The sequence below is a fragment of the Negativicoccus succinicivorans genome (assembly GCF_014207605.1).
Taxonomy (GTDB): Bacteria; Bacillota; Negativicutes; order Veillonellales; family Negativicoccaceae; genus Negativicoccus; species Negativicoccus succinicivorans.
This window is the reverse complement of sequence record NZ_JACHHI010000002.1, coordinates 299,161-311,287: the sequence shown is the minus strand read 5'-3', so window position 1 is coordinate 311,287 and position 12,127 is coordinate 299,161. Positions and strand designations below refer to the sequence as shown.

The window sequence follows — 12,127 nt, the reverse complement described above, 5'->3', positions numbered from 1 at the left end:
AGGATCGCACCGTCCATCTGCGCGGCGCCGGTGATCATGTTTTTAACATAGTCGGCGTGGCCCGGGCAGTCTACGTGAGCGTAGTGACGGTTGTCGGTTTCGTATTCTACGTGCGAGGTGTTGATGGTAATACCGCGTTCGCGTTCTTCCGGTGCTTTATCGATCTGGTTGTAGTCCTGGAATTCCGCTTTGCCGCTTTCTGCGAGAACTTTTGTAATCGCGGCGGTCAGGGTCGTTTTACCATGGTCAACGTGACCGATGGTACCAATATTAACGTGCGGTTTGCTGCGTTCAAAATGTGCTTTTGCCATTTGAATTTCCTCCTAATAGATGATGATTATGCTTTTTTGCCGCTGCGCTGCGCGACGATTTCTTCCGCGACCGCTTTCGGCACTTCTTCGTAATGATCAAACGTCATGGTGTAGTTACCGCGGCCCTGCGTCTTCGAACGCAAGTCGGTCGCGTAACCGAACATTTCGGACAACGGTACGAACGATTTGATGTTTGTCGCACCGCGGCGCGGTTCCATGCCTTCCACTTTACCGCGGCGGGAGTTCAAGTCACCGATAACGTCGCCCATGTATTCATCCGGTACGACAACGTCGACACGCATGTACGGCTCGAGGAGCACCGGCTGCGCTTTCTGCGCACCGGCTTTGAAGCCCATGGAACCGGCAATCTTAAAGGCCATTTCCGAGGAGTCGACATCATGGTACGAACCGTCGAAAACGGTAACTTTGATGTCTACCATCGGGTAACCGGCAACAACGCCGGTCTGCATCGCTTCTTCGACACCGGCCTGTACCGGTCCAATGTATTCCTTCGGAATGACACCGCCGACGATTTTGTTTTCGAAGGTGAAACCGGAGCCCGGTTCCATCGGTTCGAGTTTCAACCAGCAGTGACCATACTGACCGCGACCGCCGGACTGACGTACAAACTTACCTTCCGACTCGACTTCTTTGCGGATCGTTTCACGGTAAGCAACCTGCGGTTTACCGATGTTGCTTTCGACTTTAAATTCGCGCGACATACGGGTAACCAATACGTCCAAGTGAAGTTCGCCCATGCCGGCAATGATCGTCTGACCGGTCTCGGCATCGGTATGAACCTTGAACGTCGGATCTTCTTCCGCCAGTTTCTGCAGTGCAATCCCCATTTTTTCCTGGTCGGCTTTCGTCTTCGGTTCTACCGCAACGGAGATAACCGGATCCGGGAATTCCATTTTTTCCAAAATGATCGGGTTCTTTTCATCACAGAGCGAATCGCCGGTGGTGACATCCTTGAAACCGATGGCCGCCGCAATATCGCCGCTGTATACTTTGTCAATTTCGCTACGATGGTTGGCGTGCATCATCAAGATACGGCCGACACGTTCGCGTTTACCCTTCGTCGAGTTGTAAACGTACGAGCCCGCTTCGAGCGTACCGGAGTACACGCGGAAGAAGGAAAGTTTACCGACATAGGGGTCGGTCATGATCTTAAACGCCAAGGCCGAGAACGGTGCGTTGTCGTCTGAAGGACGGCTGTCCGCTTCTCCCGTATCCGGGTTGACGCCTTTGATCGCCGGTACATCCGTCGGAGCCGGCATGTACGCGACTACGGCATCCAATAATTCCTGAACACCTTTGTTCTTGTAAGCGGAACCGCAGGCTACCGGGTTCATTGTGGTGGCAATCGTCGCTTTACGAATGCCCGCCTGAATTTCTTCGGTAGTGAGCTCTTCGCCTTCCAAGTATTTCATCATAAGTTCGTCATCGGTTTCCGCTACCGCTTCAATCAGCTTCGCGCGATATTCTTTAGCTTTATCCAACATATCCGCCGGGATTTCGCTTTCGACGATATCGATACCGTGATCGCCTTCATAATGGCAAGCTTTCATCTTGATCAAGTCGATGATGCCTTCAAAATCCTGTTCCGCACCGATCGGCAATGAGATCGGCACAGCGTTAGCGCCTAAGCGCTCTTTCATCGATTCAACGGCTGCGTAGAAATCCGCACCCGTCGTATCCATCTTGTTGATGAATGCGATACGCGGTACACCGTAGTGATCTGCCTGACGCCAAACCGTTTCCGATTGCGGTTCTACACCGCTTTTCGCGTCAAACACCGCGACCGCGCCGTCGAGCACGCGCAAGGAGCGCTCAACTTCGACCGTAAAATCCACGTGACCGGGCGTGTCGATAATATTGATACGATTGCCTTTCCAGTGGCAAGTCGTCGCCGCGGACGTGATCGTAATCCCGCGTTCCTGTTCCTGGTCCATCCAGTCCATGGTAGCGGCACCTTCGTGTGTTTCACCGATTTTGTGCACGCGTCCCGTGTAAAACAGAATACGTTCCGTGGTCGTGGTCTTGCCGGCATCAATGTGTGCCATGATGCCGATGTTGCGAGTATTTTGTAACGTAAATTCTCTAGCCACGATAGATTCCTTTCGTAATTACCAACGATAGTGGGCAAACGCTTTGTTTGCTTCCGCCATCTTATGTGTATCTTCTTTCTTCTTAATGGCTGCGCCCGTGTTGTTGGCCGCATCCATCAATTCGCCGGCAACGCGTTCACGCATCGTGCGTTCGCTGCGCTGGCGAGCATAGCCGACCATCCAGCGGATGCCCAAAGTTAAGCGGCGATCCGAACGGACTTCAACCGGCACCTGGTAGTTCGCACCGCCGACGCGGCGAGCACGTACTTCCAAGACAGGCATAACATTTTCCAACGCCTGTTCAAAAACTTCCAACGGGTCTTTGCCCGTTTTTGAACGAATAATATCGAATGCATCATAGACAATGCTTTCCGCAATGCCTTTTTTGCCATCCAGCATTACTTTATTGATGAAACGTGTAACTACTTTAGATCCATACACGGGATCCGGCAGAACGTCACGTTTCGTTACTGGGCCTTTTCTCGGCATGTCAGTTCCTCCTTATATAATGGTATTTGTTATCTTATTATTTCTGAGCGGATTTAGCGCCATATTTCGAGCGCGATTGCATACGTCCCTGTACACCTGCTGTGTCCAGAGCACCGCGAACAATATGATAACGAACACCCGGCAAGTCCTTGACACGACCGCCGCGGATCAAGACAACGCTGTGTTCCTGCAAGTTGTGACCGATCCCCGGGATGTAAGCGGATACTTCGATGCCATTTGTCAAACGTACACGTGCTACTTTACGCAACGCGGAGTTCGGCTTCTTCGGTGTAGCTGTGTACACACGAGTGCAAACACCACGTTTTTGCGGGCTGTTTTTCAGCGCCGGAGTTTTGGATTTTTCCTGCAAAGTCTCACGACCTTTGCGAACCAACTGGTTAATTGTCGGCATGGAATTCCCTCCTTTCTCAATCATGAAGATTTATAATTGATTTCCCGCCGCCGGATGACGGCAAAAAATATTACCAAAATCAGACTAGCTGCAAAGGACTGCGACTGCCGCCGCCTTAACCGGCAACTTACACGCCTCGCCAAGTTCGGCGCGACTGTATGTCGCGACTACCGGCACGCCCTGTTCCTGACACAAAAGCAGCAAGGGTTGGGTAATCCGCTCTTGTGCATCACGGGCTAGCCACACTTCTTTGGCGCGACCGTCGCGGACAGCACGGCCGGCTTCCTTCGCCCCGACAGCAAACGGCTGTTGGGCCAATTCTTCCAAGCTCATCTGTCTCATCCTTTCCGTTGTTTAGTGCGCAAGTAATAAAACTTACTTCATCACAGACACTCAAATAGTATATCATTGCAAATCGAACATGTCAATAATTTTTATTCATAAAGCTCCTGTTTATCGCATTTATCTATCACACGTTACCGGGTGTTTAAAACCCCTCCGCAAAAAAAGACACAGAGCCGATGCGCTGTGTCCTTTTTTATTGCCAAAGTGACATTTCTGTGCTCAGATTAGAATTTCATTATTTATTTCCTGATCACTAAATGCGGTGTGGGATACGGTAATGTTTCCGGTTTCGCGCCGTCGAACTGCTTCATTGTCTTGCCTTCGTACGGCAGTGCAAATGCTTCGTCCTGCGGCATCTGCAAGTACCGATAGGCAAGTCGTGCGGCACGGCCGATCAGTTGCAAGCAATGAATACGACGTTCCCGTGATTCCCATGCACCGTGCGGTGCCGAAATTTCGGCGCAAGTTGGTGAACCGTTTTCCGCGACAAACTCGCGCACGAGCGCATGGTACCGTCGGTAGTATTTACCGGCGACTTCCTTACCCCGTTCCTCTGCCGGAACGGTATACGGATCCTTACGACCGTAACGTAGGCCGTTCGCCAAGACGGCGGCCGATAGCGCACCGCAAGTTAATCCCGAAAGACCGATTCCGCCACCAAAACCGACCCCCATACCGACTGCTTCTTTGGGGATATCCAGTGCTCCCTCGCGCTGCAATGCAGAAAGCACACATTCCGCGCAGTTTAAGCCGTGCTTATAATTTTCAATAGCGTACTGCTCGACACGTTCTTCCGGCGTCAATTTGCTCCAATCGATCGTTTCCATACGCTCCCCTCCCCTTTACTTACAGTATAAGAGAATGCGACGAAAAAAACCAGTCAGCCGAGAATATGGCGACGATTGGCTTCATCAAAATCATCCGTGATCCCTTTATGCGGCGGCGCATCCAACAAGCTCACCACGATAATCGCCAGCGACGCGAATAAGAAGCCCGGAACGATTTCATATAAACCGAACCACTCAAATTGTTTCCACACGAGTACGGTAATACCGCCGACAAGCATGCCGGCCAACGCGCCGTTGCGCGTCATCCTCCGCCAAAAGAGCGCCAACAACACCACCGGTCCGAAAACGGAACCGAAACCCGCCCAGGCATAGGCAACGATATTCAAAATGTAGCTGTTCGGATTGAGCGCGAGCAAAATCGCGCAAGCAGCCACCAACAGTACCGTCACTCGACTGACATAGACCAATTCACGCTCACCGGCGCCGCGATGCACGAAGTTTTTATAAAGATCTTTCGAGATCGTCGCCGACGTCACTAAAAGCTGCGCCGAGGATGTGCTCATAATCGCCGCCAAAACCGCCGACAAAATAAAACCGCCGACGAAGGGAGTGAACAACGAGCTACTCATCAGCAGGAAAATACGTTCCGCATCCGCGCCTTCCAAGAGCGTCGGCCAGTAAACGCGACCGACAAAACCGACCGAGACTGCCGCCGCAAGCGAAATAATGACCCAAGTCATGGCAATGCGGGTAGCTTTATGCAATTCGTCCGCATTCTGAATCGCCATAAAACGCACCAGGATGTGCGGTTGGCCAAAGTATCCGAGTCCCCAGCCCAGCGATGAAATCAGCATGATGATCGTCGCGCCCGTACCGATCGCCGGATCAAAAAGAGCAAAATGGCCGGGCACCGTCGCCTGCAAACGAGCCATGGTCTCTTCGAAGCCCCCCAGTGCGAACATCCCCGTCATCGGCACCAGGAGAATGGCGAAGAACATCATGATCCCTTGAATGAAATCGGTCCAGCTGACCGCCATGAAGCCGCCTAGAAACGTATAGGAAATAACCACTCCCGCGGTAATCAACAACGACCAGACATACGGCAGTCCGAACACCGTTTCAAACAATTTGCCGCCGGCGACAAAACCGGACGACGTATAAATTAAAAAGAAAATAAAGGTAAAAATCGCCGAAACCAGGTTCAGCATGTTGCTGTGATCATGAAAGCGATTATTCAAGAAGTCGGGAATCGTCAAGCTGTCATTGGCAATTTCGGTATAGTTACGCAAGCGCTTCGAGATAAACACCCAGTTCGCCCATGTGCCGAGCGCCAGACCGACGGCGATCCACATCGCGGGCAGCCCCGACAAATACGCAAGCCCCGGCAGTCCCATCAGCATCCAACCGCTCATATCGGATGCTTCCGCACCCATGCTGGTAATCCACGGGCCCAAGCTCCGCCCACCCAAAATATAATCACTCAGCTGGTTTGAACGGCGGTAATAGTACACGCCGATATAGACCATAACGCCCAAATAAATGGCGAAGGCGCTGATGACATGCCAGTTCGTTGCCAATGACTCCACTTCCTTTACCCTAATATTTTTTCATTTTACCACAATGCGCCGCAGAAGCGAAATTCTAACTCTTTTTCGCAATAAAAAAACGCCCTTGCGGGCGTCTTTTTCGTTTTGGTTACGCTTCGACCGGACGAACTACGACCTGACGATGGTGGCGTCCCAGACGTTCAAAGGAGACCACGCCGGGCGTTTTCGCAAACAACGTGTCATCTTTACCGATACCCACATTGGTACCCGGATGGAACTTCGTGCCGCGTTGACGAACAATAATCGCACCGGCTTTAGCCATCTGACCGTCGTGAACTTTGACACCGAGGCGTTTGCTTTGGGAATCACGACCGTTACGCGTACTACTTTGCCCTTTTTTATGAGCAAATAACTGTAAATCAAATGTAAACATGGTTTCACCTCCGTCTTTCTCTAATGGTGAGCCGTTCAGGATACTGCGCCTGAATTTGGCGCAATCCGTTCAGCATAGTTTCAATCAGTAATTGGGAACGGGCATCGGGTGCATCTGTAAGTTGAACCGTGAGCATTCCCGACTGCGTCTCATAATGTCCGCGAAATTTCGCTACCTCTTTAAGACCGCCGGCCGTTGTTAATGTCACGGCAGAGACCGCCGCGCAGACAATGTCGGAGCCGTGTTCGGCATAATCCGCATGTCCGTTAACGGAAAACCCTGTGCAAAACCCGTCCGTTACCTGTGTTTCTACCAGGATCATGGCTTACGCCAAAGCGATCGATTCGATCAGGACTTTGGTGAAAGGCTGACGGTGACCTTGGCGACGACGATAATTCGATTTCGATTTGTACTTGAAGACACGGATCTTTTTACCGCGCCCCTGTGTAAGCACTTTGCCTTTGACCGTGGCCCCTTTAACGAAAGGAGCGCCGAACTGCATGCTGTCACCATCTACAACGGACAACACCTCGGCAAATTCGATCGCTTCATCCGCTGACTGCGCGAGTTTTTCGACCGTAATGACTTTGCCTTCTTCGACACGGTACTGTTTACCACCAGTTTGAATAATTGCGTACATAGTTGCACCTCCTCTATAACCAGACTCGCCGAATATGGTAGCGTTCGCTTTGAAAACCTCTTCGAGCGGTTGTGTCATAGTCACACACTATGACTTTTCAATTATATAGAATCGATACCGGCAAGTCAAGTTTTATTTTTGTTCGACCAAGCCGTAAGCCGCGGCCACATCCTGTACAAAAATAATTCCATGCCCCGGCTCATCGATGTGTAATTTGTTGGAAATGGCACCGACGATGCTTTGCACTTTCTCTTGCGGCGCTAAAACCATAACGACTTCTTTTTCCGGTTCAATCGGGAAGTCGAAAATCATCGTGGTATTGCGCGACGCCGAACCGCGGCCGCGCAAAATCGTGCCGCCGCGCGCGCCGGCGGCCCCTGCCGATTCAATGACGGCGTTGGCGCCCCCTTTATCGACGACCGTATAGATGACCTGCCACATAATGTCTTCCCCTTCCTCCTTTTCAACTTTGCATTCGTTCAGCGCATGCGATCCGTAGATACCGGTAATGGGAAGCGCGTAGGCGATTCCGCGATTTTTCTTCACCAACTTAAAACGTTCGACCATTTGCGGCAGGAGCACACGCGCCCGCTCGCGTTCTTCAATGGCGAACACCAAGTCTTTGCGAATCTCGCGCATTCCGAGCTTCGCCAGAAAGGAGTTCGAGATCGATCCTTTGGCCGGCATCACGGTGACGCCGCTGACGTGTTCATGATGAAACGCCGCGCTCAGATCCGCGCCCTCGCCGTGATTCAACACAAAGACCATTATCCAATAGCAGCTTTCCCTCATGCCTCGTTCCTCCGTTTCTGTTTCCATTGAAAGACCATGCCCAGAAGTTGCAAGGCGACAATCGGCATCATCGCAATCAACGCCACGACACCGAATCCGTCCAAAAACACATCCGCGCCCGGAAAGTGTCGTGCCGCACCGCTGGCAAAGCTCAATACGAATGTGGCCGCCATCGGTCCGGAGGCGACACCGCCCGAGTCAAACGCCATGCCGACGAACAGATTCGGTACGAAATACGACAACGCAATCGCAATCAAGTAACCGGGCAACAGCATATGCCACAATTCCAAACCCGGCAACACAATGCGCAGCATCGAAAGCGCCACCGCGCTGCCGACGGCGAGCGATAAGGCGATTAAGACCAGTTTGCGCGGTACATAGCCGCTGGTGATATCCTCGATCTGATTGACAAGCGGAAACACGGCCGGCTCCGCCAAAATAACGACGAGGCCGATGACCAAACCGACGAATACCAAAACGGCCGATCCTTCCAGCCGTGCAATCTCCATACCGAGCTCATACCCCGCGCGGTTAAAACCGAAATTAACACCGGTCATAAAGATCACAAGACCGAGATAGGTATAGACGACACCCGCGTTAATTCGGAAAAATTCCGCGCCACGCACTTTTTCTATAAAAAAATGCGCTAAATAAAAAAGCAGTGTGACCGGCAAAATACTTAAAAAGACTTCCAAGAGCATATGTGGAACCAAATGACCGAGACTTTGCCAAAACGGTTCCAACGCCGCCTGATCCGGCACCGTCACATTCGCCGCAAACGGTTGCTGCGCCGTACCGAACGCCATCAGCAATACACCCAGGATAGCGCCCGCGGAGGCGATCCCGACCAAACCGAAACTGTCTTCTTCGGCGGCTACCGCGTCCGATGATTTAATACTGGAAACGCCGGCGGCCAACGCGAGGAAAAAAGGTACCGTCATCGCCCCTGTCGTGGTGCCGGAGGCATCAAATGAAAGCGCAATAAATTCGCGCGGCACCAAAAGGCAAAGCAGACCGATCATTGCGTAAAACAGAAAAAAGACATGTTTCAACGCTAAGGAACGAACGATACGCCACAGTCCGAATGCCAGAGTGACGGCAATCCCCGCCGACACCGCGTACACCAGCATCATTTCCGTCATGTAACCCGATGTAAAGAGTTCTACCTGCTGTCCATAGATTCGCAGATCTGGCTCCGCCATCGATATGGCAAAGCCGAGGACAAGACCGCTCATAACGACCATAATCATCTTGCCGTACTTCGTTACGGCATGACCTAAATGCATCCCGATCGGACTGACGCCGATTTCCACGCCGACGTGAAACACGGCCAATCCCAAGATAATCAACGCCGTACCTACCACGCAACGCAGCAAAATATCAAATGACAGCGGCGCCAGAAAAAAATGGAGTAAAAAAATCAATACTACAATCGGCAACACCGACTGGCTCACTTCTTTTAACTTTTCGCCGAATATCCCCATCAATTCACCCCAAACTTTCCCGATTCAGATAAAATCATTATAACATAATGCTTTAATTACTCTCCCGAAATGGCGATACAAAAAAAGAGAGGCGAGCGCCTCTCTTTGATCAGCGTGTTTGTTACGAATCACGCGGTCCGTATAAAGTTTTCGCAAGCAGTGCAACAGCATCCGCCGCTCGCACGCTTACCGTAGCGGAGATCTCGTCATCGGTAAACATCGTTACATTGCCGGATGCCAGCGCCGGCAATGTTTGCCAATAAGCGGACGATTCCAACTCTTCCCAAGCCGCGGCTCCCGTCGATGCCGCATCCTGTTCGCGCAGAACGATCACGGCTTGCGGTTGCAGGTTGGCCTCCATCACGTTTTCGATCGGGATCAGGCCTTCCTTGTCACGCGGCGCATCCGCCAATTCATCGGCCAGGTTGACCATCGGAATCAGCTGCGCCAAGTTTCCGATCAGCGTATGACTGTCACAGGCGCCTACACCGTTGTCGTTCACATCAAGAATCAACACATGTTTCGGGGGCACCGATGCGAATGCATTGCATGTTTTTTCAATGCTCGTTTCCATATTGTGGATAATTTTTTCCGCGGCAGGTTCTCGTCCCAAAACAGCGCCCCAGAAATAAATCCGATTTTCAATATCCGCCAATGATTCCGTTTTCCAAAAAAGCACCGGCACCTTATCTTCCGCCAAATCAGTGATCCACTCCGGCGATACATGCGTGGCCGGACCCACAACGATATCGGGTGAAAGGGCGGCGATTTCCGCCGGATTGGGACTCGCGCTCAATTGCGGCAACGCCTTCCACTTGTCCGCCAGACGTTGCGGTAAACTCGCATGCGTCGTAACCGCCAACGGCGTCACGCCTAACGCGTCCACAATTTTGGCTTCGATATTATCCAGCGCAATCACGCGCTGCGTCGGCGCGTTAAAAGTCACTTCCCGTTCCAAACTGTCCGTATATGTCAGCTGCTGCGTCGTTTTCACCGTCTTCGGCGTTTTCTCACCGAATCCGCGCAACAACAATACGACCGCGGCCAGCACAACGATCACGCCGACGACGATCATCCATTTTCGTTTCCGTTTTTGATTCATTATGGCCTCGCTTTACAGAGTGCTTGTCGCGGCGACAAGCGAAACTTACCGGCGTACTTTGGCAAATGCCTTGCGGGCCTCTTGACGAGCCGCCTCAAGATCCGCCGCATCCGGATGCGACGCCGAGTCCGCCATCATGTCTCGCGTCAATGTCACGGGCTCACCGTACGGAAAGCGAACCAACGTGGTCACTTCTTTTTGAATCGTATCCGCCAATTTACCCTGGCAGATGAATTGTCCCAAGAGCAAGTTGCGTTCCGCGATCATGTCACGCGCCGCCCGCGCGCTCAGAATCGCATGCTCTTCCGATGGTTTCGCTCCCATCGTGCCGAACAAAAACACTTTTTTCCCTGCAAGACTTTCCAGAAAGCGTGTTGCTTCTTCACAAGGCTTACCGGCGTGCACCCAAAATCCTACCGCGATGCACTCCGCTTGGGACGGATCCGCAGCTTCCATCGGTACGGCCGAAACGCCCAATTCATCCGCAATGGCTTCCGCTACCTGTTTGGTATTGCCTGTTTGCGACGCATAGGTCACCATAATTGTTTGCGCCATACTATCCCCTCCAGGATCTCTGTCAGTAAATGCTCTGCCTTTATTGTAGCAAGAATGCGCGCTCCTGCAAATAATTAATTCCATGCGTTGATTTGTCATTCATTACTTGAAAGTCGACAGCCACTCCGTTATACTTAAAGAATATTAATAGAGATTAAAGGAGTTAATTATGGATTTCTTGTTCGCCACGTTGCCGTATTTGAACATCGGCTTTTTTTGCGCGTTACTCGCGCGTTTCACCGGCGCCAACCTGTCGGCTTTGGTGCTTTGCTGTTTTCTGTATTTAGGCGCTACGCCGATGCAAACGATCGGCATGATGCTGACCTTCCTCGCGTTTATGCAGTTGACTATTCATACGCAGGGAGAACGCTTAAGCTTCAAAACGTTACGAATTTTTAAGGGCTGGCGAATTTTAATTCCGGTGCTGTTTGTCGCTTTCACGCTCGTCGCCAATCCGTTTTACGCGATCGCGTCCTTCGTCGGTTTCTTCCTGATGGAGGTCCTGGCGATGCTCTATCTGGAGTTACCGATTGATCAGCGCCCGACACGCATGACGCTCGTAAAATATTCCGTCTGCGGTTTCATTCCGGCGCTGCTCGGTCTGTTGGCGCTGTCCGTGATTCCCGCGCCGTACTATTACTTGATTTGCGGGGTCCTGATCCTGATCGCCACGGGTCTCATTTTCTGGCTCGGCAAAAATCGTAAACGCTTGCAGACCACTTGGGATGCGGTGATTTATGCGGCCTGGTTCCTGCTCGGTTTCTGCGGTCTCGAATGGAGCGATTGGCTGCGCGATCTCAAACGTCAACGCGTCTCGACACTTGCCCGCTACTTGGCGATAGTCACTGTTCCGGTCGTGTTTCTCACTTTTGTCGCGGCCAATATCGTCTACGGCATCATCAGCCTTTCCGGTTTGATCACGGCGCTGGCGGCGACGATCGCCATTCGGCTCTTCGGCTACTATCAGGTCAGCGAACGCGGCGAAGCCAACCCGATTGCGCTCGGCCTTGTCGTTCTCGCGGTGTTGTGCCTTTTCCTGGTGCAACCGGCGCCGCACGGCATTACCGACTTGCTGTACGTGCCGACTTCATGGAAACTTTGGTAAACAAAAAACGGCT

15 protein-coding genes and 1 other annotated feature are annotated in these 12,127 nt (G+C 52.0%); of the genes, 1 reads left to right on the top strand and 14 read right to left on the bottom strand.

What is annotated here, in order from left to right; translation table 11 throughout:
• From HNR45_RS03260 to HNR45_RS03195, 14 genes are all read right to left on the bottom strand, one after another.
• Positions 1 to 311 (bottom strand): GTP-binding protein (locus tag HNR45_RS03260; protein ID WP_184327534.1); only part of this gene is annotated, 311 nt, incomplete at its 3' end.
• Between the two features lie 26 nt (positions 312 to 337).
• On the bottom strand, positions 338 to 2,422 hold the full coding sequence (gene fusA / locus HNR45_RS03255; RefSeq protein WP_159822928.1) for an elongation factor G: 2,085 nt from the start codon (positions 2,420 to 2,422) through the stop codon (positions 338 to 340).
• 18 nt (positions 2,423 to 2,440) lie between these two features.
• Positions 2,441 to 2,911, bottom strand: coding sequence for a 30S ribosomal protein S7 (gene rpsG, locus HNR45_RS03250; protein ID WP_024048632.1), 471 nt, complete (start codon positions 2,909 to 2,911; stop codon positions 2,441 to 2,443).
• 37 nt (positions 2,912 to 2,948) lie between these two features.
• Positions 2,949 to 3,323, bottom strand: coding sequence for a 30S ribosomal protein S12 (gene rpsL / locus HNR45_RS03245; protein WP_024048631.1), 375 nt, complete (start codon positions 3,321 to 3,323; stop codon positions 2,949 to 2,951).
• A gap of 84 nt (positions 3,324 to 3,407) precedes the next feature.
• Positions 3,408 to 3,656 (bottom strand): L7Ae/L30e/S12e/Gadd45 family ribosomal protein, encoded by a 249-nt coding sequence (locus tag HNR45_RS03240; protein WP_159822930.1) that lies wholly within the window; start codon positions 3,654 to 3,656, stop codon positions 3,408 to 3,410.
• A gap of 251 nt (positions 3,657 to 3,907) precedes the next feature.
• Entirely contained in the window at positions 3,908 to 4,495 is a 588-nt protein-coding gene (locus HNR45_RS03235) for a C-GCAxxG-C-C family protein (protein WP_024048629.1), read from the bottom strand.
• 53 nt (positions 4,496 to 4,548) lie between these two features.
• Complete coding sequence (gene putP, locus HNR45_RS03230; protein WP_235020631.1) at positions 4,549 to 5,982, bottom strand: sodium/proline symporter PutP; 1,434 nt, start codon at positions 5,980 to 5,982, stop codon at positions 4,549 to 4,551.
• Between the two features lie 169 nt (positions 5,983 to 6,151).
• Positions 6,152 to 6,436, bottom strand: coding sequence for a 50S ribosomal protein L27 (rpmA, locus tag HNR45_RS03225; protein WP_159822934.1), 285 nt, complete (start codon positions 6,434 to 6,436; stop codon positions 6,152 to 6,154).
• A 4-nt stretch (positions 6,437 to 6,440) separates the two neighbouring features.
• Positions 6,441 to 6,758 carry a ribosomal-processing cysteine protease Prp gene (locus tag HNR45_RS03220; protein WP_034437244.1) on the bottom strand — a complete coding sequence of 106 codons (318 nt, stop codon included), beginning with the start codon at positions 6,756 to 6,758 and terminating at the stop codon, positions 6,441 to 6,443.
• Positions 6,759 to 6,761: 3 nt separating this feature from the next.
• Positions 6,762 to 7,076, bottom strand: a complete 315-nt coding sequence (rplU, locus tag HNR45_RS03215) for a 50S ribosomal protein L21 (protein ID WP_159822936.1) — start codon at positions 7,074 to 7,076, stop codon at positions 6,762 to 6,764.
• Between the two features lie 11 nt (positions 7,077 to 7,087).
• Positions 7,088 to 7,157 (bottom strand) — a sequence feature (ribosomal protein L21 leader region).
• Between the two features lie 51 nt (positions 7,158 to 7,208).
• Positions 7,209 to 7,868, bottom strand: coding sequence for a P-II family nitrogen regulator (locus HNR45_RS03210; RefSeq protein ID WP_159822938.1), 660 nt, complete (start codon positions 7,866 to 7,868; stop codon positions 7,209 to 7,211).
• Complete coding sequence (locus HNR45_RS03205; protein WP_159822940.1) at positions 7,865 to 9,352, bottom strand: DUF1538 domain-containing protein; 1,488 nt, start codon at positions 9,350 to 9,352, stop codon at positions 7,865 to 7,867. The genes HNR45_RS03210 and HNR45_RS03205 overlap by 4 nt, the downstream gene beginning before the upstream one ends.
• 121 nt (positions 9,353 to 9,473) lie before the next feature.
• Entirely contained in the window at positions 9,474 to 10,454 is a 981-nt protein-coding gene (locus tag HNR45_RS03200; protein ID WP_159822942.1) for an ABC transporter substrate-binding protein, read from the bottom strand.
• Positions 10,455 to 10,499: 45 nt separating this feature from the next.
• Positions 10,500 to 11,009: a flavodoxin family protein gene (locus tag HNR45_RS03195; RefSeq protein WP_159822944.1), complete on the bottom strand. Its 510-nt coding sequence runs from the start codon at positions 11,007 to 11,009 to the stop codon at positions 10,500 to 10,502.
• A 169-nt stretch (positions 11,010 to 11,178) separates the two neighbouring features.
• Between HNR45_RS03195 and HNR45_RS03190 the strand changes: the two genes are divergently transcribed.
• A complete protein-coding gene (locus HNR45_RS03190; RefSeq protein WP_159822946.1) occupies positions 11,179 to 12,114 on the top strand; it encodes a hypothetical protein in 936 nt (311 codons plus the stop codon).
• Positions 12,115 to 12,127: the final 13 nt, after the last annotated feature.

Coding starts and splice junctions, on each gene's coding strand:
- rpsG (WP_024048632.1), bottom strand. CDS start 2,911: ATGCCGAGAAAAGGCCCAGTAACGAAACGTGACGTTCTGCCGGATCCC.
- rpsL (WP_024048631.1), bottom strand. CDS start 3,323: ATGCCGACAATTAACCAGTTGGTTCGCAAAGGTCGTGAGACTTTGCAG.
- HNR45_RS03240 (WP_159822930.1), bottom strand. CDS start 3,656: ATGAGCTTGGAAGAATTGGCCCAACAGCCGTTTGCTGTCGGGGCGAAG.
- HNR45_RS03235 (WP_024048629.1), bottom strand. CDS start 4,495: ATGGAAACGATCGATTGGAGCAAATTGACGCCGGAAGAACGTGTCGAG.
- putP (WP_235020631.1), bottom strand. CDS start 5,982: ATGGTCTATATCGGCGTGTACTATTACCGCCGTTCAAACCAGCTGAGT.
- rpmA (WP_159822934.1), bottom strand. CDS start 6,436: ATGTTTACATTTGATTTACAGTTATTTGCTCATAAAAAAGGGCAAAGT.
- HNR45_RS03220 (WP_034437244.1), bottom strand. CDS start 6,758: ATGATCCTGGTAGAAACACAGGTAACGGACGGGTTTTGCACAGGGTTT.
- rplU (WP_159822936.1), bottom strand. CDS start 7,076: ATGTACGCAATTATTCAAACTGGTGGTAAACAGTACCGTGTCGAAGAA.
- HNR45_RS03210 (WP_159822938.1), bottom strand. CDS start 7,868: ATGAGGGAAAGCTGCTATTGGATAATGGTCTTTGTGTTGAATCACGGC.
- HNR45_RS03205 (WP_159822940.1), bottom strand. CDS start 9,352: ATGGGGATATTCGGCGAAAAGTTAAAAGAAGTGAGCCAGTCGGTGTTG.
- HNR45_RS03200 (WP_159822942.1), bottom strand. CDS start 10,454: ATGAATCAAAAACGGAAACGAAAATGGATGATCGTCGTCGGCGTGATC.
- HNR45_RS03195 (WP_159822944.1), bottom strand. CDS start 11,009: ATGGCGCAAACAATTATGGTGACCTATGCGTCGCAAACAGGCAATACC.
- HNR45_RS03190 (WP_159822946.1), top strand. CDS start 11,179: ATGGATTTCTTGTTCGCCACGTTGCCGTATTTGAACATCGGCTTTTTT.